The 21131-nt window shown below is 68.7% G+C and carries 22 protein-coding genes and 1 other RNA gene; 16 read left to right on the top strand and 7 right to left on the bottom strand.

From position 1 onward, the window contains the following. The 4 genes from VNR91_RS08070 to VNR91_RS08055 all read left to right on the top strand — a co-directional run. Positions 1-1230, top strand: a 1230-nt coding sequence (locus VNR91_RS08070) for a PD-(D/E)XK nuclease family protein (RefSeq protein WP_325490254.1), incomplete at its 5' end; no start/stop codon positions are given. Then, complete coding sequence (gene addA, locus VNR91_RS08065) at positions 1217-4636, top strand: double-strand break repair helicase AddA (RefSeq protein ID WP_325490253.1); 3420 nt, start codon at positions 1217-1219, stop codon at positions 4634-4636. The genes VNR91_RS08070 and addA, both read left to right, overlap by 14 nt. Positions 4637-4688: 52 nt before the next feature. Next, a complete protein-coding gene (trxA, locus tag VNR91_RS08060) occupies positions 4689-5012 on the top strand; it encodes a thioredoxin TrxA (protein ID WP_325490252.1) in 324 nt (107 codons plus the stop codon). Beyond that, entirely contained in the window at positions 5009-5404 is a 396-nt protein-coding gene (locus VNR91_RS08055; protein WP_325490251.1) for a hypothetical protein, read from the top strand. Before trxA ends, VNR91_RS08055 begins: the two co-directional genes overlap by 4 nt. Positions 5405-5556: 152 nt before the next feature. Here VNR91_RS08055 and argJ read toward each other — a convergent pair whose 3' ends face one another. Then, the gene (gene argJ / locus VNR91_RS08050; RefSeq protein ID WP_325490250.1) at positions 5557-6786 is read right to left on the bottom strand and encodes a bifunctional glutamate N-acetyltransferase/amino-acid acetyltransferase ArgJ; all 1230 of its coding nucleotides are present in this window, start codon (positions 6784-6786) and stop codon (positions 5557-5559) included. Between the two features lie 48 nt (positions 6787-6834). On the opposite strand from argJ, the gene VNR91_RS08045 reads away from it, so the two are divergent. The 4 genes from VNR91_RS08045 to secA all read left to right on the top strand — a co-directional run bounded on the left by VNR91_RS08045 (position 6835) and on the right by secA (position 11127). Then, on the top strand, positions 6835-7356 hold the full coding sequence (locus VNR91_RS08045) for an energy transducer TonB (protein WP_325490249.1): 522 nt from the start codon (positions 6835-6837) through the stop codon (positions 7354-7356). A gap of 9 nt (positions 7357-7365) precedes the next feature. After that, the gene (locus VNR91_RS08040; RefSeq protein WP_325490248.1) at positions 7366-7959 is read left to right on the top strand and encodes an energy transducer TonB; all 594 of its coding nucleotides are present in this window, start codon (positions 7366-7368) and stop codon (positions 7957-7959) included. A gap of 58 nt (positions 7960-8017) precedes the next feature. Next, positions 8018-8293, top strand: a complete 276-nt coding sequence (locus VNR91_RS08035) for a hypothetical protein (protein WP_325490247.1) — start codon at positions 8018-8020, stop codon at positions 8291-8293. A 98-nt stretch (positions 8294-8391) separates the two neighbouring features. Beyond that, positions 8392-11127, top strand: coding sequence for a preprotein translocase subunit SecA (secA, locus tag VNR91_RS08030; RefSeq protein WP_325490246.1), 2736 nt, complete (start codon positions 8392-8394; stop codon positions 11125-11127). Positions 11128-11321: 194 nt separating this feature from the next. On the opposite strand, the gene VNR91_RS08025 is transcribed toward secA, so the two are convergent. The 3 genes from VNR91_RS08025 to VNR91_RS08015 form a co-directional block, all read right to left on the bottom strand. Then, positions 11322-11909: a CC0125/CC1285 family lipoprotein gene (locus VNR91_RS08025; protein ID WP_325490245.1), complete on the bottom strand. Its 588-nt coding sequence runs from the start codon at positions 11907-11909 to the stop codon at positions 11322-11324. A 143-nt stretch (positions 11910-12052) separates the two neighbouring features. After that, positions 12053-12568 carry a phosphoribosyltransferase gene (locus VNR91_RS08020; RefSeq protein WP_325490244.1) on the bottom strand — a complete coding sequence of 172 codons (516 nt, stop codon included), beginning with the start codon at positions 12566-12568 and terminating at the stop codon, positions 12053-12055. Next, on the bottom strand, positions 12568-13581 hold the full coding sequence (locus VNR91_RS08015; protein ID WP_325490243.1) for an adenosine deaminase: 1014 nt from the start codon (positions 13579-13581) through the stop codon (positions 12568-12570). The genes VNR91_RS08020 and VNR91_RS08015 overlap by 1 nt, the downstream gene beginning before the upstream one ends. A gap of 88 nt (positions 13582-13669) precedes the next feature. On the opposite strand from VNR91_RS08015, the gene VNR91_RS08010 reads away from it, so the two are divergent. From VNR91_RS08010 to VNR91_RS07980, 7 genes are all read left to right on the top strand, one after another. Beyond that, a complete protein-coding gene (locus VNR91_RS08010) occupies positions 13670-13849 on the top strand; it encodes a KTSC domain-containing protein (protein ID WP_325490242.1) in 180 nt (59 codons plus the stop codon). Between the two features lie 91 nt (positions 13850-13940). After that, positions 13941-14038, top strand: an RNA gene (gene ffs / locus VNR91_RS08005) — signal recognition particle sRNA small type. Positions 14039-14157: 119 nt separating this feature from the next. After that, positions 14158-14625: a carboxymuconolactone decarboxylase family protein gene (locus tag VNR91_RS08000; protein WP_325490241.1), complete on the top strand. Its 468-nt coding sequence runs from the start codon at positions 14158-14160 to the stop codon at positions 14623-14625. Beyond that, positions 14625-15494 carry a sigma-70 family RNA polymerase sigma factor gene (locus tag VNR91_RS07995; protein WP_325490240.1) on the top strand — a complete coding sequence of 290 codons (870 nt, stop codon included), beginning with the start codon at positions 14625-14627 and terminating at the stop codon, positions 15492-15494. Before VNR91_RS08000 ends, VNR91_RS07995 begins: the two co-directional genes overlap by 1 nt. A gap of 60 nt (positions 15495-15554) precedes the next feature. After that, entirely contained in the window at positions 15555-17162 is a 1608-nt protein-coding gene (locus tag VNR91_RS07990) for a DNA polymerase III subunit gamma/tau (RefSeq protein ID WP_325490239.1), read from the top strand. Positions 17163-17164: 2 nt separating this feature from the next. After that, positions 17165-17488, top strand: coding sequence for a YbaB/EbfC family nucleoid-associated protein (locus VNR91_RS07985; RefSeq protein ID WP_325490238.1), 324 nt, complete (start codon positions 17165-17167; stop codon positions 17486-17488). Between the two features lie 55 nt (positions 17489-17543). Beyond that, positions 17544-17837, top strand: coding sequence for a hypothetical protein (locus tag VNR91_RS07980; protein WP_325490237.1), 294 nt, complete (start codon positions 17544-17546; stop codon positions 17835-17837). Positions 17838-17882: 45 nt separating this feature from the next. Here VNR91_RS07980 and mtgA read toward each other — a convergent pair whose 3' ends face one another. From mtgA to VNR91_RS07965, 3 genes are all read right to left on the bottom strand, one after another. Further along, complete coding sequence (gene mtgA, locus VNR91_RS07975; protein ID WP_325490236.1) at positions 17883-18557, bottom strand: monofunctional biosynthetic peptidoglycan transglycosylase; 675 nt, start codon at positions 18555-18557, stop codon at positions 17883-17885. 205 nt (positions 18558-18762) lie between these two features. Further along, positions 18763-19668 (bottom strand): RNA polymerase sigma factor RpoH, encoded by a 906-nt coding sequence (gene rpoH / locus VNR91_RS07970; RefSeq protein WP_325490235.1) that lies wholly within the window; start codon positions 19666-19668, stop codon positions 18763-18765. A gap of 55 nt (positions 19669-19723) precedes the next feature. Next, positions 19724-20671 carry an RluA family pseudouridine synthase gene (locus tag VNR91_RS07965; RefSeq protein ID WP_325490234.1) on the bottom strand — a complete coding sequence of 316 codons (948 nt, stop codon included), beginning with the start codon at positions 20669-20671 and terminating at the stop codon, positions 19724-19726. Positions 20672-20689: 18 nt separating this feature from the next. Here VNR91_RS07965 and VNR91_RS07960 point away from each other — a divergent pair, with 18 nt between their 5' ends. Next, on the top strand, positions 20690-21094 hold the full coding sequence (locus VNR91_RS07960; protein WP_325490233.1) for a Mov34/MPN/PAD-1 family protein: 405 nt from the start codon (positions 20690-20692) through the stop codon (positions 21092-21094). Positions 21095-21131 lie beyond the last annotated feature (37 nt).

The following is a 21131-nucleotide window of genomic DNA, read 5'->3' as shown; positions in this document are numbered from 1 at the left end:
GTGCGGCCGCCGCAGGGCGGGCATCCACGGCTGGCGATCTATGGATTGCTGGAGGCGCGATTGCAGTCGGCCGACGTGATGATCCTGGCCGGGCTGAACGAGGGCGTGTGGCCGGGCCGGCCGGCGCCCGACCCCTGGCTGGCGCCGCGTATCCGCGCCGAGCTGGGGCTGCCGGGGCTGGAGGCGCGGATCGGGCTGAGCGCGCATGATTTCGCCGGCGGGCTGGGCGCGCCCGAGGTGCTGCTGACCCGCGCGCGGCGCGACGCCAAATCGCCGACCATCGCATCGCGCTTCTGGCTGCGGTTGCAGGCGCTGGCGGGCGAAGGCTGGGCATCGGCGGACGCGCTGGCGGGCTGGGCGCGCGCGCTCGACGATCCGGGGGTGTTCGCCCCGGCGGCGCGGCCGGCGCCCGCACCCCCTGCGGCGATCCGGCCCAGGCGAATCTCGGTCACCGAGGTCGACCGGCTGAAGGCCGATCCCTTCGCCTTTTACGCGCGGCGGATGCTGGGGCTGATGCCGCTCGACCCGGTCGATGCCGATGCCAGCGCGGCGTGGCGCGGCACCGAGGTCCACGCGGTGCTGCGCGCCTGGGCCGAGGAGGACGATTGTGTGCCCGAGGCGCTGCGCCCGCGCGCACAGGCGATGCTGGCCGCCGCGCACCCGCTGATGCGCGCGCTGTGGGCGCCGCGGCTATACGAGGCGGTCGACTGGATCGCTGGCAGGGTCACGGCGATGGCGGACGAGGGCCGGCGGGTGATCGCGGTCGAGCGCAAGGGGACGATAACGATCGCCGGGGTCGAGCTGCGCGGCACGTTCGACCGGATCGACCGGATGGGCGACGGCACGCTGGGGATTGTTGACTACAAGACCGGCAAGGCGCCGTCGGTGGCGGCGGTGAAGGCCGGGTTCAGCCTGCAACTGGGGCTGTTGGGGCTGATCGCCGAGCGCAACGGGTTCGAGGGGATCGCGGGGCAGGCGGGCTGTTTCGAATATTGGTCGCTGGCCAAGGACGGGCGCGCGTTCGGGAAGGTGACGTCGCCGGTCGAAGGGCGTGGCGAGCGGATCCCGGTGGACGAGTTCGTCGGGTTCGCGCGCGATCATTTCGTCGCGGCGGCGGGGGAGTGGCTGACCGGCGACGCGCCGTTCACAGCCAAGCTGCGGCCGGAATTCGCGCCCTATACCGAATATGACCAGCTGATGCGGCGGGACGAGTGGTATGGCCGCGACTAGGGGGCTTCCCCCGCTGAAGGGCAATCAGCGCGCGGCGAGCGATCCCGGTGCGCATGTGTGGCTGTCGGCATCGGCCGGCACCGGCAAGACGCAGGTGCTGGCGGCGCGGGTCTATCGGCTGCTGCTGCGCGACGTCGATCCGGGGGCGATCCTGTGCCTGACCTTTACCAAGGCGGGCGCGGCGGAGATGGCCGGGCGGATCGGCGCGCGTCTGGCCGCGTGGGTGCGGATGCCGTCGACCGAGCTGGCCGCCGACCTGGAAGCGCTGGGCGAGGCCGGGACGCCGGCGATGCAGGAACGCGCGCGCAAGCTGTTCGCGCGGGTGCTCGACGCGCCGGGCGGCGGCATCCGCATCCAGACGATCCACAGTTTCTGCCAGTCGCTGCTCGCCGGCTTTCCGGTCGAGGCCGGGCTGTCGGCCGGGTTCCGCCCGCTGGAGGCGCGCGAGGAGGCGGTGCTGGCGCGCGAGGCGCTGGCCGAGATGCTGGCGGACGAGGCGCGGGAGGGCCGCACGCGACTGGTCGACGCGGTCGGCGCGCTCAGCCTGCGGCTGGGCGAGGGCGACGCCGAGCGGTTCCTGATCGCCTGCGCCCGCGCGCCCGATGCGATGGCGGCGCTGCCGATGGGGGACGGCGTGGCGCCGTTCGTCCGCCGCGCGCTTGATCTGCCGACGGGCGATATCGCCGAGGCGGTGGCGGCGGGGTGCGCCGATCTGGACCTGTCCGCGCTGCGCCGCATCGCCGACGCCAACATCGCCTGGGGCACCGCCACCGGGCAGGGACACGCCGCGGTCGTCGAGCAATGGCTGGCGGCGCCGGTCGAGGCACGCGGCGCCGGGCTGCGCGATCTGGCCGGCGTGTTCCTGACCGCCGCCGGGGAGCCGCGCAAATATTCGGCCAAGCTGATCGCCGCCGACCCCGATTATGCCGAGATGGCGATCGAGCTGGGCGGCGATTGCCTGCGCCTGATCGGGCTGGGCGATCGCGCCGCCTATGCCGATCTGCTCGCCGCCGGTCTCGATGCCGGGCGTGCCTATGCCGAGGTCTATCGCGCGGCGAAGCGGCGGCTGGGCGCGGTCGATTTCGACGATCTGATCCGCGCCACGGTCGCGCTGCTGCGGCGGCCGGGGATGGGCGACTGGGTGCGCTACAAGCTCGACCAGGCGACCGACCATGTGCTGATCGACGAGGCGCAGGACACCAATCCCGAGCAATGGGCGATCGTCCGCGCGCTGGCCGACGAGTTCTTCGCCGGGGAGGGCGCGCGCGCGGGCGTGCGGCGGACGCTGTTCACCGTCGGCGACTACAAGCAGGCGATCTTTGGCTTTCAGGGGACCAGCCCGGCCTATTTCGCCGCCGCGCACGCGCATTTCACCCGCCAGTCGCACGCGGAGCCCGAGTTCGCCACCGACGCGCGCGCGCTCGACACACTGTCGCTGACCCACAGTTTCCGCTCGACCCGCCCGATCCTCGAGTTTGTCGACGCCGCGATCGGCGCGCTGCCCGGCACCGGCATGGGTGACCTGACCGATATCGAGGCCCACGCCAGCGAGGTGAAGGGGCCGGGCCGAGTCACGTTGTGGACGCCGACCGAGGCGGGCGGCGAGGACGACGACGAGGAAGGCTGGATCGACGACGCGATCCGCAAGCACGCCGGCCGGATCGCGCGCGCGGTGAAGCGATGGGTCGGCACGTTGCGGCTGGACAGCAAGGGGCGGGTGCTGCGGCCCGAGGACGTGATGATCCTGGTCAAGAGCCGGGGGCAACTCGCATCGCTGATCGTCGCGCGGCTGTATGCCGAGGGGGTGCCGGTGGCGGGGGTCGACCGGCTGCGGCTGACCGCGCCGCTGGCGGTGCAGGATCTATTGGCGGCGGTGCGCTTCGCGCTCCAGCCCGACGACGACCTGAGCCTCGCCAGCCTGCTGGTGTCGCCGCTGATCGGCTGGTCGCAGGATGACCTGATGGCGGCGGCGGTGCGCGAGCGCGGCAGCCTGTGGCGACATCTGCGCGCGACGCAGGACGAGGCGCGGCTGGCGCCGCTGGCGGCGATCCTTGCCCGCGCCGACTTCACCACGCCGTTCCGGTTCCTGGAGGAGTTGCTGTCCGGGCCGATGGACGCGCGGCGCAAGCTGCTGCGGCGGCTGGGCGAGGAGGCGCGCGATCCGATCGAGGAACTGCTGAACGCCGCGCTGGCGTTCGAGAGCACCGCGACGCCGTCGTTGCAGCGGTTCCTCGACTGGTTCGATCGCGGCGATGTCGAGATCGTCCGCGATCCATCCGCGCCGCACGACGCGGTGCGCGTGATGACCGCGCACGGGGCGAAGGGATTGCAGGCGCCGCTGGTGATCCTGGCCGACGCCACCGCCGATCCGGGCGACGCGCCGCGATCGCTGGTCAAATGGACGCCGGCCGACCTGGACGAGGCGCTGCCGGTGTTCCGGCCGCGCAAGGAGGAGCGCGCCGGCGGGCCGCTCGCCGAGGTGCTCGACGCCGCCGACGCGCGCGATCTGGAGGAGCATTGGCGGCTGTTCTATGTCGCGGCGACGCGCGCCGAGGAGCAGCTGGTGGTGGCGGGCGCGCTCAGCCCGCGCAAGCAGGGCAAGGCGCCGGCCAATAGCTGGTACGGCGCGGCGGCGCGGGCGCTCGATGCGCTGGCGGTCGCGGGCGAGGGCGAACGGACGTTCGCCGGCACGCTGCCGCAGTCGCCCGTCAAGGATGCCGAGCGGCAGCCGGTAGCGGCGCGGGCGGCGGTCACGTTGCCCGATTGGGCGCGGCGGCCGGCGCCGGAGGAAGCGCGCCCGCCGCGTCCGCTCGCGCCGTCGGCGATCGGCGACGACGCGGTGGCCGATCCGCCGCCCACCCCGGCGATGCGCGCCGCCGCCGAGCGCGGGCGGCTGCTCCATGCGCTGTTCGAGCGATTGCCGGCGGTGGCGCCCGAACGCCGCGCGGAGGCGGCCGCGCGGTGGCTGGAACGATCGGGCGGGGTCGAGGCGCCGGCGGCGCGCGCGGAGATCGCGGGCGCGGCGCTGGCGGTGATCGACAATCCGCGCTTTGCCGCGCTGTTCGGTCCTGATTCACTCGCCGAAGCGCCGATCGCCGCCACCGTCGGCGGTCTGGTGGTGGCGGGCACGGTCGATCGGCTGGTGATCACCGACGACGCGGTGCGGGTGATCGATTTCAAGACCGGGCGGCGGGTGCCGACCGGGGATGCCGAGCTGCCCGAGCATCATCTGCGGCAGATGGCGGCCTATGCCGCGGCGCTGGCGGTGATCTTTCCCGGCCGTACAGTGGAGGCGGCGCTGCTCTACACCGCCGGGCCGCGTCTGGTCGCGCTGACGGCGGCCCAGATCGCGGCGCACAAGCCACGATTGCCCGCCACGGAGCAAAGCTTGCGTTCGGACGCTTGAGCATCGCGCCGAGCGTGCATAAATTACCGGCCAATCAAGGAGACATGAGACAATGGCGACCAAGGCGATCACCGACGACAGCTTCCAGAGCGACGTGCTTGGCGCGGAGGGCGCGGTGCTGGTCGATTTCTGGGCGGAATGGTGCGGCCCGTGCAAGATGATCGGCCCGAGCCTGGAGGAGCTGTCCGACGAGCTGGGCGAGCAGGTTACGATCACCAAGCTCAACATCGACGAGAACCCGGAGACGCCGGGCAGCTATGGCGTGCGCGGCATTCCGACGATGATCCTGTTCCGCAACGGCCAGCCGGTCGCGACCAAGGTCGGCGCCGAGCCGAAGGGGCGGATCAAGGCGTGGCTGGAGGGTGAGCTGGCGTGACCCTGTCGCTGGTTCTTGCGCTGGTAGCCATTGCGGCGCCGGCGCAGGGTCAGCCGTGCGCGGATGAGGTGGTCTCGCCCCAACGCGTCTATGCAGGGGTGTTCCTCGACGAGTTCGAGAACCAGCGGTTCTTCGAGGGCGCGCAAACGGCGGCGGACGTCGATCGGCGCGCCCCGGACAGCGTGTGGATGACGATGAACGTGGTCGAATGGGGCAAGCCGTTCGGCATCGAGAGCCGCCCGCAATTCGGCGCCTATCGCATGCGTTTCTCCGGTATCAAGCGCACGCGCGGCAGCGGCATCGTGCCGTGCGGATATGGGCATTTCAACAGCTTCGTATCCGACATGCGCGTCGTCAGCGTGCTGTCGATCGAACCGATCTCGATCGACTAGTGGCGAGCCGAGGGCGCCTCTCCTCCTCGCTCCTCCGTCGCCCTGAGCTTGTCGAAGGGCTGCCCTTTGCTTCGGAACAGTGCAGGGTTTCGACAAGCTCAGCCAGAACGGGGATGGGGTGGTTTTCTCACGGGCCTAGCCTTTGCCCGCTCTCAGCTCCGGTAATCCGCGTTGATGCTGATGTAGCCGTGCGTCAGGTCGCAGGTCCACACCGTGGCCTTGCCTTCGCCCAGCCCGAGGTCGACGCCGATCGTGATCTCCTGGCCCTTCAGGTGCGCCGCCACCGGCGCCTCGTCATAGCCCTCCACCGCCAGCCCGTCCTTCGCCACCTGGGTCGCGCCGAAGCGGATCGCCAGCCTGTCGCGCTCGGCGGGTTCGCCGGCCTTGCCGACCGCCATCACCACGCGGCCCCAGTTGGCGTCCTCGCCGGCGATCGCCGTCTTGACCAGCGGCGAATTGGCGATGCTCATCGCGATGACATGGGCGGAACGGTCGCTTTCGGCGCCATCGACGGTGATCTCGATCAGCTTCGACGCGCCTTCACCGTCGCGCACCACCTGTTGCGCCAGCGCCATGCACAGTTCGGACAGCGCGGCGACGAAGCTGTCGGCGCCGTCGTCGTCGGTACTGGCCAGCGGCGGATTGCCGGCCGCGCCGGTGGCGAAGGCGAGCACGGTGTCGCTGGTCGACGTGTCGCTGTCGACGGTGATGCACGAGAAGGTGCGCCGGTTGGCCGCCGCCAGCGCCGATTGCAGGAACGCCGCATCGACCGCCGCGTCGGTGAAGATGAAGCCGAGCATCGTCGCCATGTCCGGCGCGATCATCCCCGAACCCTTGATGATGCCGACCAGCCGCACCGCGCGCCCGCCGATGGCCGCGTGCGCCTCCGCCACCTTGGCGAAGGTATCGGTGGTCATGATCGTTTCGGCAGCCTCCACCCACGAACAGGGCTGGGCGGCATAGGCGGCGTCGAGCCCGGCCTCCGCCTTGTCGATCGGCAGCGGCACACCGATCACTCCGGTCGAGGCGACGAACACGTCCGACGGCGCGCAGCCGAGGTGCTGGGCGGTGCGCGCGGCGATCGCCTCAACCGCGGCGCGGCCGCGATTGCCGGTGAAGGCGTTGGAATTGCCGGCATTGACCACCAGCGCGCGCGCGCGGCCGAGCACCAGCGCGCTGCGGCACCATTCGACCTCGGGCGAGGGGCAGCGGCTCTGCGTAGTGACCCCGGCCACCGCCGTCCCCTCATCCAATGTGACGAAGGTCAGGTCGCAGCGATCCCACGCCTTGTAGCGCGCCCGCGCGATCCGCGCGGTGACCCCGGCGATCGCCGCCGGTTCGAGGATTGTTGCGGGGGCGAGCGGGGAGCGGGTGGATGACACGCGGCGATTCCATGATAGGCTTGAGGCGGGGTCGAAGCGGGTGTTAGCGTGCTGGTGGGCGATGGCAACTCGGTCAAAACGATCACCATCGTGCTTCTGTGCGTGCTGCTCCTTGTCGAAGGCGTGATCTTCTATCGAATCGCCCGCGACAATTTCGATAGCGGTCTGGCCCGCGAGGTGGCGCCGCGCGCGGCAAGGGCAAAAGGTGAAACCGTGCCAATGGCGCGGCGGATCGATCGCCCGTTGCCGCGACCGTCCGCGTTGCCCGCTGGCGGAAGCCAGGCGACGCCCGCGGAAAGCCCGGGCCTGTGGTTCTCCAACGACGACTATCCCGCGGAGGCACGCCGCCACGGCGAAGAGGGGCGCGTGGTGATCGCGCTCGACATCGGCGTGGACGGGCGCGTGCGGGCGTGTCGGGTCACCGGATCGAGCGGGTCGGCGTCGCTTGACGCGACGACCTGCGCCCTCGCGTCGCGGCGCGGGCGTTACAATCCGGCACGCTCGGCAACCGGTACGCCGATTGCCAGCACGGTCGTACTGCCCGGCGTGCGGTGGCGGCTGGAGGAATAGGGGGAGGCCATGATATCCACCGCACTCATTCTCCTGCTCGTGCAGGCTCAGGCGGCGCATCCACCCGTGCCGGAGGGCAGTCCCGGCGCGTGGTTCAATAACTTCGATTATCCGCCGGAAGCGCGGCGCGCCGGCGTATCGGGCCGCGTCGGGATCGAACTGGATGTCGCTGCGGACGGGAGCGTTAGCGGTTGTCGGATCACGCAGAGCAGCGGTTCGGTCGATCTCGATGAGACGACGTGTCGCGTCGCATCGAAGCGCGCGCGGTTCAAGCCGGCGCGTGACGCGAATGGCGAGCCGGTCGCGGCCAGATTTCCGGTGCCCGGCATCCGCTGGAACATTGCCGAGGGGCAGGAGCCGACCGGGCCGATCGAGATATCTCAATCGACCCTCCTCCCGACTAGCCTGGAGACCGAGGTCGTCGTCGACGGTGCCGGGATCGTCAAAAGCTGCCGGGTAATAGAGGCCAAGCCGTTGGCGGTCGGCGATCCGTGCGCCGGATTCGCGACCGGGACCAAGGTTTCTCGCGGGCAGGTGCGCAAGGGACGGCCGGTCGACGTGGTGATCCGCCGCAAGACCACGGTCATCACGACGGTGCGATGACCGCGAAAACTATGGACCTTGCCCCGCCGTCTACCTATGTCGGCGCACTGATACCGCCATGGAACTGTTCCTTCTCCTCAGCGCGCTGATCTGCAGCATCACCGGCACCGTCCGGACGGCGGTGGTGCGCGCGCCGGAGGCGGTGGTCGCCGCGCAGGTCGCGGGGATCACGTTTGTCGGCAATCGCAGCGCGGCGGTGAAGGCACTGGCGCTGGTCCGCGCCGCGCCGGTCGCGCCGCGCCCTGACGGCTATGTCGCCCCGGCGCCGCTGGCGCTGACCGCGCGCCCGTTGATCCCCGCCGCCCGCATCACGCCGGAGCGTCGGCGCGAATAGCGCGCGCGGGCGTCCATTCGCGCCCCGTTTTTCCCCACCCGATATCCGCGCGCGCCCTTTGCCGGGCGCCGCTCCATGATTTTCAAAGGTTCACGCTCATGCTCGGCGGTATTGCCAAGACCCTGTTCGGGTCGTCCAACGATCGTTACGTCAAGTCGCTGCGCGGCACGGTCGACAAGATCAACGGCTTCGAAGCCGCGATGCAGGCGCTGTCGGACGAGGAACTGGCCGGGCAGACGGCGAAGTTCCGTGAGCGGCTGGCGGCCGGCGAAAAGCTCGACAGCCTGTTGCCCGAAGCCTTCGCCACCGTGCGTGAGGCGGGTGTCCGCGTGCTGGGGATGCGCCATTTCGACGTCCAGATGATCGGCGGCATGGTGCTCCACCGCGGCGAGATCGCCGAGATGCGCACCGGCGAGGGCAAGACGCTGGTCGCGACGCTGGCGACCTACCTCAACGCGCTGCCGGGCGACGGCGTCCACGTCGTCACCGTCAACGACTATCTGGCGCGGCGCGACGCCGAGTGGATGGGGCAGATCTATCGCTTCCTGGGGCTGACGGTCGGCGTGATCGTGCCGAACCTGAGCGAGAGCGAGCGGCGCGAGGCCTATCACTCCGACATCACCTATGGCACCAACAACGAGTTCGGCTTCGACTATCTGCGCGACAACATGAAGTACGACCGCGAGGCGATGGTGCAGCGCGCGTTCAACTTCGGCATCGTCGACGAGGTCGATTCGATCCTGATCGACGAGGCGCGCACCCCGCTGATCATTTCCGGCCCGACCGACGACAAGTCCGACCTGTATCGCAGCGTCGACATCGTCGTGAAGCAGCTCACGCCCGAGGATTACGAGAAGGACGAGAAGCAGAAGTCGATCATCCTGACCGAGGACGGCACCGAAAAGGCCGAGCGGATGCTGGAGGCGGCCGGGCTGCTCCAGGGCGCCAACCTGTATGATTTCGAGAACACGCAGGTGGTGCACCACCTCAACCAGTCGCTGCGCGCCAACATGATGTTCAAGCGCGACACCGACTACATCGTCAAGGACGAGAAGGTCGTCATCATCGACGAGTTCACCGGCCGGATGATGGACGGGCGCCGCTGGTCGGACGGGCTGCACCAGGCGGTGGAGGCCAAGGAAGGGGTCAACATCGAGCCGGAGAACCAGACGCTGGCGTCGATCACCTTCCAGAATTATTTCCGCATGTACCCGAAGCTGTCGGGCATGACCGGCACCGCCGCGACCGAGGCGGCGGAATTCTTCGACATCTACAAGATGAACGTGGTGACCATCCCCACCAACGTCGGCGTCCAGCGCATCGACGAGGAGGACGAGTTCTACAAGGATACGCCCGACAAGTTCCGGGCGATCGCCAAGAAGATCCGCGAGCACGCCGAAAAGGGCCAGCCCGTGCTGGTCGGCACCGTGTCGATCGAGAAATCCGAGCTGCTGTCGGAATTCCTTCAGCAGGAGAAGGTCGAGCACAAGGTGTTGAACGCGCGCTTCCACGAGCTGGAGGCGGGCATCGTCGCGCAGGCGGGGCGGCTGGGCGCCGTCACCATCGCCACCAACATGGCCGGACGCGGCACCGACATCCAGCTGGGCGGCAACGTCGAGTTCCGGATCGAGGCCGAACTGGCGGAACTGCCCGAAGGCCCCGAGCGCGACGCCGCGATCGCCCGGATCAAGGCCGAGGTGGCGGCGGAGAAGGAGCAGGTGCTCGCCGCCGGCGGGCTGTTCGTGCTGGGCACCGAACGCCATGAAAGCCGCCGCATCGACAATCAGCTGCGCGGCCGTTCGGGCCGCCAGGGCGATCCGGGGCTGAGCCGGTTCTACCTGAGCCTCGACGACGACCTGCTGCGCATTTTCGGCCCCGACACGCTGTTTGCGCGGATGATGCGGTCGAACATGGACGACGGCGAGGCGATCGGCTCCAAATGGCTGACCAAGGCGATCGAGACCGCGCAGAAGAAGGTCGAGGCGCGCAACTACGACATCCGCAAGCAGGTGGTCGAATACGACGACGTGATGAACGACCAGCGCAAGGTGATCTATGAACAGCGCGCCGACATCATGGACGCCGACACGATCGACGACGTCGTCACCGACATGCGCGCCGAATCGGTCAACGCGATCGTCGGCGAGGCGTGCCCGCCGACCAGCTATCCCGAGCAATGGGACGTCGCCGGGCTGAAGGAACAGATCTCCGCGACGCTGGGCATCGATGTGCCGATCGACGAGTGGCTGAAGGAGGACGCGGTCGATCCCGAGATCATCGAGGAGCGCGTCCGGCAGGCCGCCGACGCCCATGTCGCCGCCAAGGCGGCCGAGCTGGACGACGAGACGTGGACCGGAGTGGAGAAGTCGATCCTGCTCCAGCATCTCGACCATCACTGGAAGGAGCATCTGGCGATGCTCGACGCGCTGCGCCAGGTGGTCCACCTGCGCGCCTATGCGCAGAAGACGCCGATCAACGAGTACAAGCAGGAAGCGTTCGCGATGTTCGAGCGGATGCTGGGCGCGATCCGCGAGGACGTGACCCGGACGATGGCGTTCGCCCAGTTCCGGCTGCAACCGGCGCCGGATCTGCCCGAGCTGCCCGATTTCATCACCAGCCATATCGATCCGTTCACCGGCGAGGACGACACCAACGACTGGGACGCCAGATCGCTGGGGCTGGTGTCGACCCGGCTGCCGCCGCTGTCGATCCCGCGGCCGCAGGGCGAGGAGATCGGCGAGGACCCGGAAAGCTGGAAGGGCGTGGTCAGCCGCAACGCGCCGTGCCCGTGCGGATCGGGGAACAAGTATAAATATTGCCACGGGGCGCTGTAAGGGCGCCAACCCATTCCCGTTCGTGCTGAGCTTGTCGAAGCACCGTCCTTCTTGGCTCGAAGAAAAAGGACGGCCCTTCGACAAGCTCAGGGCGAACGGGGCGGGAGTTTTCCCAAAAAACAAAGGACCGGAGCGCTTTCGCGCCCCGGCCCCCTTTTTTGGCTTCCTTCCTGGTCCCCTGAGGAAGGCGGCGGTTACTTCTGGTCGGGCAGCCTGACCGTCGGCCCCAGCCGTTCGGTCACCGCGCGCGCGTCAAAGGCGCGGACGTTGTTGGTCGGCTTCGGCCCCTTGCCGACGACGATCTCGGCGGTCGCCTCATAGCGTTCGACGGTGTTGATATCGACCGAACGATCCCAGAACGGGTCGCCCCAGAACGGATCCCACGAACGCCAGCCGAAGCCGCGGCCGCGATAGCGCCACGCCGGGCCCCAATAGCCGAAGCCCGAATAGCCGCCAAAGCTGGGGGTGGCATAGGTGCGGGTCTGCTTGTCGGTGTCGCGGTCGGCCATGATGAAATAGTCGTTGCCGCTTTGCAGCGTCAGCTCCGCCGCGCGGAACAGCAGGTAACGCTCCACCGTCTCACGCGAGGTGTAGCTGTTGCCCGAGAAGGTCACGCGAAAACGGTCCTGCTCGATCTGCTGGTCGCTGAAGCCGGTGCGCGCATAGCCGCTGCCGGTCGCCGGATGATAGGTGGTCGCCGTCGAACAGGCCGACAGCAATGCCGCGCCGGCGAGCGCGAACATCATGCCCTTGCGGGGACGCAGGTGAGGGAAACGGGACATTTTTATCTCCACACGATCGGCCGCCCCGAATCGCGAGGGGGCCGAAATTCCGAACGATTCGAACGCCTTTAAGGTTCAGCGGGCGAAGGCTCTGATATCGTGTAACAAATACCGGCTGACCGTGCGCTGAATATCGTTCCGGTTCATGCGATCCGTTCGGGCACCGCGCCCGCGTCGTCGATCAGCGCCTGGTCCGGCGCCATCGCCTCCCACGGGAACACGAACCAGTCCTTGTCGCGGGTGCGGTCGATCGTGCGGAAACGATAGTCGATCCGCTCGATCGACACCGCATTGTCGATCAGCACGGCGAAGCGGCTGTTGGCCACGACCGCGCCCGCCGCCGCCATCTGCGCCCGGATCGCGGCGATGGTGCGGCCGGAATCGTTGATATCCTCGATGAACACCAGCCGTTCGCCGTCGCGGGTGCGCTGCGCCAGCGCGGCGATCAGCGCGGTGTTGAATTCGGGGATGGGGGTGGAGAAATCGATCGACACCATCGGCAGGCCGGTGGCGTGGCTGAGGAACACCGCCGGCGCCAGTCCGCCGCGCCCGACCCCGACCAGCAGCTGCGGCGCCCAGCCGTCACTCGCGATGTCCGCCGCCAGCGCGCGGACCGCGGCGACGAATTCATCGTGGGGGAATGGAGTGAAGGTGGGCATCAGGCGGTGGCGCAATACGCGTCGAGGCGCTCCAGATGCCGCGCGATGGCATCGTCGGGCAGGAACGATCCCAGGAAACTGTTGCGCGCCAGCGTCGCCAGCTGCGCGCGATCGAGGTTGCGTCCGCGCGCCGCCGCCCGATAGTTTTCCGCGATATAGCCGCCGAAATAGGCCGGATCGTCGGAATTGATCGTCGCGCGCAGCCCCTTGGCCAGCATCGTGTCGATCGGATGATCCTCGATCGCCGCGACGTTGCACAGCTTGACGTTGGACAGCGGGCACACGGTGAGCGTCATCGCCTCCCGTGCCAGCCGGGCGGTCAGGACGTTGTCCTCCAGGCTGCGGTTGCCGTGGTCGAGCCGGTCGATGTGGAGCAGGTCAAGCGCCTCGCGGACATAGTCGGGCGGTCCTTCCTCCCCGGCATGGGCCACCCGCTTCAATCCCTTAGCGGCGGCGGCGGCGAACACGCGCTCGAACTTGGATGGGGGATGGCCGACCTCCGACGAATCGAGCCCGACGCCGGCGAGGCGGTCGAGCCACGGCTCAGCCTCCGCCAGCGTGGCGAAGGCGTCCTCCTCCGGCAGGTGGCGCAGGAAGCACAGGATCAGCTGGGACGTCAGCCCATGCCGCGCCTCCGCTTCCGCCATGCCATCGAACAGCCCCTCGATCACCGTGGCGAACGGGATGCCGCGCGCGGTGTGGGTCTGCGGATCGAAGAAGATCTCGGCATGAACCACCCCGTCGGCGGCGGCGCGATCGAAATAGGCGACGGCCAGGTCGCGGAAATCCTCCTGCGTACGCAGCACGTCGGCGCCGGCGTAATAGATGTCGAGGAAATCCTGAAGGTTGGAGAATTGATAGGCGGCGCGGACCGCATCGACCGAGTCGTAGGGAATGGCGATGCCGTTGCGCCGCGCCAGCGCGAACATCAGCTCCGGCTCCAGGCTGCCCTCGATATGGAGGTGAAGCTCCGCCTTGGGCAGGCCGGTGATGAAGGCGTCGAGATCGGGCATCGGCGAGACATCGCAGCCCGGCCCTGCGGATGCAAGCCGGTGGGGAGCGTTGGCCCGGCCGGCGCGTTCCCCTTCCATGCCGTCAAGCGTGATCCGCCATTTCGCCTATGACGCCGCCGCGCACCGGCTGGACGTCGAGTTCGTCAGCGGACGTCGCTACAGCTATCACGACGTGCCCGCGCCGCTGGTCGAGGCGATGCGGCGGTCGACGTCGAAGGGCGGGTTCTTCAACCGCCGCATCCGCGACCGCTTTCGCTTCACGCGGTAGAAAGGGCGGGGCAAAGCGGGGGATGGCGCCAGTGACGATGATGGAATCCGGCATGATCTTGCGCCCGCGCCCCGCTTCGCCCATATGCCCGCCCGGGAGTCGGGCGGACGTTGCCGTCGCCAACCCGGTCAGATCCGGAAGGAAGCAGCCGTAACGATTTCGCCGCGGGTCGTTCCGGCTCCCACCGCGCCATGCCCGCCGCCTCCGCGACGGTGAAAAAATCCATCTCCCACCGATAAAATTTCACTGTCGTGTCACACCGGCGCGGCCTGTCTCGTCTTGCTTGGGTCAACCAAAGGAGACGTGACATGACCCCGCGCCTGAACCCCTGGGAAATCGCCCCGCAGATGATGCAGTCCTTTGCGGACTTCTCCGCACGACTGGCCGCCGAAGGGCTGGAGCCGTCGTTGCAGGAACTGGTCAAGATCCGCGCCTCGCAGATCAACGGCTGCGCCTATTGCCTGCACATGCACAGCCGGGAGGCGCTCAAGATGGGCGAAAGCGAAGTGCGCCTGACGATGCTGGCCGCGTGGCACGAATCGCCGCTGTTCACCGCGCGTGAGCGCGCCGCGCTGGCGTGGACCGAATCGCTCACCCGGCTTGCGGAAACGCACGCGCCGGATGAGGATTACACCGAGCTCGGTTTCGAATTTTCCCCGGAAGAGCAGGTGAAGCTGACGATGCTGATCGGCATCATCAACGCGTGGAATCGTTTTGGCGCGGGTTTCCGTGCGGTCCATGCCGGGCATGCGCCGAGCGTGGCGAAGGCGGCGTGATGTCGCCCGGATCGGCCGCGGACGCCGCAGCCAGCTTTGATCCGCTGCGTCCGCGGCTGATCCGGGTCGCCTATCGCATGTTGGGATCGGTCGCCGATGCCGAGGATGTGGTGCAGGACGCCTTCCTGCGCTGGCACGGCACCGATCGCGATGCCGTGCGGGAGCCGGAGGCGTTCCTGCGGCGGGTGGTGACCCGGCTGTGCCTCGATCACCTCAAGTCGGCGCGGCACCGGCGGGAGGATTATGTCGGACCGTGGCTGCCCGACCCGGTGGTCGAGCCGGAACCGGTCGAGGACGTGACGCTGCCGCTGCTGCTGGCGCTCGAACGCCTGTCCCCGCTCGAACGCGCCGCGTTCCTGCTGCACGACGTGTTTGGCGCCGCATTCGACGAGGTCGCCGAGGCGATCGGCCGCGATCCGGCCGCCTGCCGCCAGCTCGCCGCACGTGCGCGGGAGCATGTGCGCGCCGAACGCCCGCGCTTTCCCATCGAACGCGAGCGCGGGCTGGAACTGGCCGCCGCGTTCTTCGCCGCATCGCGTGAGGGCGACATGACGCGGCTGAGCGGCCTGCTCGCCAGCGACGTCGCCATCTATTCGGACGGCGGCGGCAAGCGCAGGGCCGGCCTGCGCCCGGTGCGCGGGATCGACGACGCGATGAAGCTGTGGGGCAGCCTCGCACGCTTCTTCACCCGCGACGGGTCCGACCTCGTCCGCTATGGTTTCGTCAACGGGTTGCCGGGTTTCGTCAGCCGCGAGAGCGACGGGATGATCCAGACCACCGCGCTGCTGATAGAGGACGGGCGGATCAAGGCGATCTACGTCACCCGCAACCCCGACAAGCTCGGCCACCTCGACCCGACGCTCCACTGACCGGAACGAAGCGGGAACGCAGCATCGACATCGCCGGTTTTGGACCCTAGATAGACGGCAATGTCCGATTCCTTCGATCTTGGCGAGCCGCCCCAGCCCAAGCGCGACGACGTCTATCGCGTGCTGGCGCGCAAGTACCGGCCGCAGACGTTCAGCGCGCTGATCGGCCAGGATGCGATGGTCACCACGCTGGGTAATGCGATCCGGCGCGACCGGCTCGCGCATGCGTTCCTGCTCACCGGCGTGCGCGGGGTCGGCAAGACATCGACCGCGCGGCTGATCGCCAAGGCGCTCAACTGCATCGGCCCGGATGGGCAGGGCGGACCGACGATCGACCCGTGCGGCGAATGCGATCCGTGCCGCGCGATCGCGGAGGGGCGCCACATCGACGTGATCGAGATGGACGCCGCCAGCCACACCGGCATCGACGACATCCGCGAGATCATCGAGGCGTCGCGCTACGCGGCGGTGTCGGCACGCTACAAGATCTACATCATCGACGAGGTCCACATGCTGTCGAAGGCGGCCTTCAACGGGCTGCTCAAGACGCTGGAGGAACCGCCCGCGCACGTGAAGTTCCTGTTCGCCACCACCGAGGTCAACAAGGTGCCGGTGACGGTGCTGTCGCGTTGCCAGCGGTTTGATCTGAAGCGGATCCCGGCCGAATTGCTCGCGGCGCATTTCGCGCATGTGGTGGAGGCGGAGGGCGTCGAAGCCGAGCCTGACGCGCTGGCGCTGATCGCGCGCGCGGCGGAGGGATCGGCGCGCGACGGGCTGTCGATCCTCGACCAGGCGATCGCCCATGCCGGGCAGGAGGGCGGGGCGGTCGGCGCCGATGCGGTGCGCGACATGCTGGGCCTGTCCGACCGCGGCGCGATCCGCGCATTGTTCGACCACCTGCTGGCGGGCGACGCCGCGGCGGCGCTGGCCGGGCTGCGCCAGCAATATGATCTGGGGGTCGATCCGGCGGCGGTGCTCAAGACGCTGCTGGAGACGGTCCACGGTGTGACACTGGCCAAGCTGGGCGCCGATATGTCCGCGTCGCAGCCGGCCGAGGAGAGCGAAGCGTTCGCCGGCTGGGCGGCGGAGCTGGGTTTTCCGGCGTTGCACCGGCTGTGGCAGCTGCTGCTGAAGGGGCATGACGAGGTCGCCCGCGCCGCGCTGCCGATCGAGACGGCCGAAATGGCGCTGCTGCGGCTGATCCATGCCGCCAGCCTGCCCGATCCTGGCGAGCTGGCCCGGCGGCTGGCGAGCGGGGAGGGGATGCCGGCACCGGCCGCGCCGCCCGCCGCGCCCGCGACGGCGGCGGCGTTGCCAGCGACGGTGGCCGAGCTTGCCGCGCTGCTCGAGGCCAATCAGGAACAGATGCTGGGACGCCGCGTCCGCAACTCGCTACGCCCGGTGGCCTATGACCCGCCCGAGATCGTCGCCAGCTCGACCACGCCGATGCCGGCCGATTTCCCGCGCGAGCTGAGCGACGCGTTGCGGCGGATCACCGGGCGCAAATGGCGGATCACGACGGAGGCGACGCCGGGCGCGGCGACGTTGCAGGAAGAAACACAGGCGGCCAGCGAGGCGGAGCGCCAGACGGTGCTTGCATCGCCGATCGTCGCGGCGGCATTGGCGGCCTTCCCCGACGCACAACTCAAATGGCCAAGAGAGAGCTGAACATGAAGAGCCTCGAAGACATCATGGCGATGGCGCAGAACGTCCAGGACGAGCTGACCAAGGCGCAGGCGAACCTCGATTCGATCGAGGTCGAGGGTGCGTCGGGCGGCGGGCTGGTCAAGGTCCGCGCGTCCGCCAAGGGGCGGATCATCGCGATCGACATCGACGAATCGCTGCTCCAGCCGAGCGAGAAGGCGATGGCGGAGGATCTGGTGGTCGCCGCGTTCAACGACGCGCGGGCCAAGGCGGACGCGGCGTCGCAGTCCGAAATGGGCAAGCTGACCAGCGGCCTGCCGCTGCCGCCGGGCTTCAAGCTGCCGTTCTGAGGGAACGGCGAGACGATCCGGCTCGTTTCAATCCGTCGCCAAAGGAGGAGGACGGATGATGAGTGACGACCCGATCGACAATGGGCGCATCGAGACGCGGACCGCGCAGCCGGCGCCGGCGCCGGTCCAGCCGAGCGTGACGGTGATCGAGCGGCGCGGCGGCGGCGGAGCGATGGTGTTCGCGCTGGTGCTGCTGGTCGGAATCGTCGTCGCCGCGCTGTTCCTGTTCAACCGCGGGCACAATGACCGCGTCCAGACCGAGGCGGTCAGCCAGGCGGCGCGCGACGTCGGCGCGGCGGCCGACAAGGTCGGCGACGCCGCGCAGGATGCGGTCAACAAGATTCGGTAGTTCGCGTTCGCGGCCGTCGTCGCGGGACCGGTTGGGCAGCGGCAGCTAACGGATGCAGCTGTCCAGACCGTCGTTGCGGACCACGTCGATTCGGCGATCGATCGCGTTGCCATAGCGGCGGGTGAATCCCCTGGGCGCGATTCCGGCGCGCTTCTTCGGCAGCGGCAGCACCGCCGCGATCTGCGCTGCCTCACGCGGGGAGAGTTGCGCGGCGTCGTGCTTGAAATAGCGCAGCGCGCCGGCGTTGACGCCATAGGTGCCGATGCCGGTCTCCGCGACGTTCAGATAGATCTCCATGATGCGGTGCTTGCCCCAGATCGTCTCGATGAGGACGGTGAAATAGGCCTCCAGCGCCTTGCGCGCATAGCCGCCGTTCTGGAACAGGAACACGTTCTTCGCGGTCTGCTGGCTGATCGTCGACCCGCCGCGAATGCGCCCGCCCTTGGCGTTGCGCACCGCCGCGCCGGCGATCGCCTTGAAATCGAAGCCATGGTGCTCACAGAAACGCGAATCCTCGGCGGCGATCGCCGCGCGCGCCATGTCGGGGTCGATCCGGCTGAGCGGCATCCATTTCCGGGTGACGCCGTGCCCGGCGAACACGTCGCCGATCATTGTCCAGGTGATCGGCGGGGCGACGAAGCGGTACAATATGGTCATCGCCACCGACAGCAGCACGAAGGCGAGGATCAGCCTAAGCAGCCAGCCGAGGATACGGCGCACGAAAGAGCGCGGCCGTTTCGCGCGGCCGGGCGCGGCGGTGGTTCTGGTGATGGCGTCCCCCATGCGAGCGACGTTAGAACAGATCGGGCGACAGGGGGGACGGGTTTTTTTCGATCGCCGTGCGCCCGCGCAGGCAGGAGTCCGGGGTCACAACGTGGCCTTGATCCCTCGGCTCCCGCCGGCGCGGGAGCAGGGGGATGCCGGACTACGCCGTCGCCAGCAGCCGCCGGTCGCCGGCGAGGCGCATCATCGCCTTTTGCAGCTTTTCGAACGCGCGCACCTCGATCTGGCGGACCCGCTCGCGGCTGACGCCATAGACCTGCGACAGTTCCTCCAACGTCTTGGGATCGTCGGTCAGGCGGCGTTCGGTCAGGATGTGCTTTTCGCGATCGTTGAGGTCATCCATCGCCTCGACCAGCATGTCGTGGCGCACCTCCGCCTCCTGCGTTTCGGCGGCGACGGTATCCTGGAGCGGCGAATCGTCGGCCAGCCAATCCTGCCACTGACCCTCACCGTCCTCACGCATCGGCACGTTGAGCGAGGTATCCCCGCCCATCGCCATGCGGCGGTTCATCGAGGTGACTTCATCCTCCGTCACGCCCAGATCCTTGGCGATCTTGGCGAGATGCTCGGGCGACAGGTCGCCTTCCTCGAACGCGTCGAGCTTCGACTTCATCCGGCGCAGGTTGAAGAACAGCTTCTTCTGCGCGGCGGTGGTGCCCATCTTGACCAGGCTCCACGACCGCAGGATGAATTCCTGGATCGAGGCGCGGATCCACCACATCGCATAGGTGGCGAGGCGAAAGCCCCGGTCGGGCTCGAATTTCTTGACGCCCTGCATCAGGCCGATGTTGCCCTCGGAGATCAGCTCCGACACTGGCAGGCCATAGCCGCGATAGCCCATCGCGATCTTGGCGACGAGCCGCAGGTGCGAGGTGACCAGCTGTGCCGCAGCTTCGGGATCGCCATGTTCCTGAAAACGCTTGGCGAGCATATATTCCTGCTCGGGCGCCAGGATCGGGAACTTCTTGATCTCGGACAGATAGCGGTTGAGGCTCGCCTCTCCGCCGAGCGCGGGGATCGTCGCGGGGACGTTTGTGCCACTTGCCATGTCGAAGTCTCCCTTCTGCGGGCGCGCCCACGGGCGTCGCGCCGCTTTCCAAACTTTATACGATAAGCTGGCTGAACAGTTCCTGCATGTCGGCAGGGATTTCGCTATCCAGCACGATAGACTTGCTATTGATCGGGTGGATGAACCCGAGCCGGGCGGCGTGCAACGCCTGCCGCCGGAAATTCAGCGTTTCCAGTAACGCACGATGCGCCGCTTTGGTGCGTCCATAGACCGGATCACCGACCAGCGGGTGCCCCAGAGAGGCCATGTGGACGCGCACCTGGTGGGTGCGGCCGGTTTCCAGCCGGCATTCCACCAGCGCGGCGTCGCGCAGCAGTTGCAGCCGGGTGTAGTGGGTGACCGCGCGCCGGCCGCCGGCGACGATCGCGATCTTCTTGCGATTCTGCGGACTGCGCGCCAGCGGGGCGTCGACGGTGCCCGCCAGCAGTTTCGGTTGGCCCGACACGATCGCCCGGTAGCGCCGGTCGATGCTGTGCGCCTTGAACTGGAGGGCCAGCCCTTCGTGCGCGCGATCCGATTTGGCAGCGACGATCAGCCCGCTGGTATCCTTGTCGATGCGGTGGACGATCCCCGGCCGCGCCACCCCGCCGATCCCCGACAACTGCCCGGCGCAATGGTGGAGCAGGGCATTGACCAGCGTGCCGTCTGGGTTGCCCGCCGCCGGGTGGACGACCAGCCCCGCCGGCTTGTCGACCACGATCAGGTGCTCGTCCTCATAGGCGACGACGAGGTCGATCGCCTGCGCTTCATTATGCGCCGGTTCGGGCTCCGGCACCGCGATGCGGAAGGCGGTGTTGGCGGGCGCCTTGCGCGCCGGGTCGCGGACCAGCCCGTCGGGGCCGGTCACCTGCCCGGACGAGATCAGCGCCTTCAGCCGTTCCCGCGACAGGGCGGGCACCGCATCGGCCAGCGCACGATCGAGACGCCAGCCGTCGGCCGTGTCCGCAATCCGCGCTTCGATGATGGAAACCCCCCGGCTCATTCAGCTAGGAAGATGGTGATGAGGGTCGAAATTTCAAGATCGGTGATCGATGCGATTTGCGCCGCCGCCGCCGCCGACCGCGCGGAGATCTGCGGGTTGTTGTTCGGCACCGACGCCGCGATCACCGGGTGGCGACAGGCCGCCAACGTCCACCCCGACCCGGCGCGCCATTTCGAGATCGCCCCGGCCGCGCTGATCGCTGCGCTGCGTGCGGAGCGGGCGGGAGGCGAGCGGCTGATCGGATACGTCCATTCGCACCCCGGCGGCCGCGCCGATCCCTCGCCGACCGATGCTGCCAACGCCGCGCCGGACGGGCGGCTCTGGCTGATCGTGGGTGGTGGTGGGCAGGCACGGTTGTGGCGCGCGACGACCCGTGGTTTCGTGCCGGTGGAACTCGCGACATCCCCGGTTGCAGCGACGTGACGCTTCCGTCAAAAGGCCGGCTTGTCGAGCGGAGCCA

It is taken from the genome of Sphingomonas sp., from assembly GCF_035555815.1.
Taxonomy (GTDB): Bacteria; Pseudomonadota; Alphaproteobacteria; order Sphingomonadales; family Sphingomonadaceae; genus Sphingomonas.
This window is presented reverse-complemented; position numbering and strand designations above follow the sequence as displayed.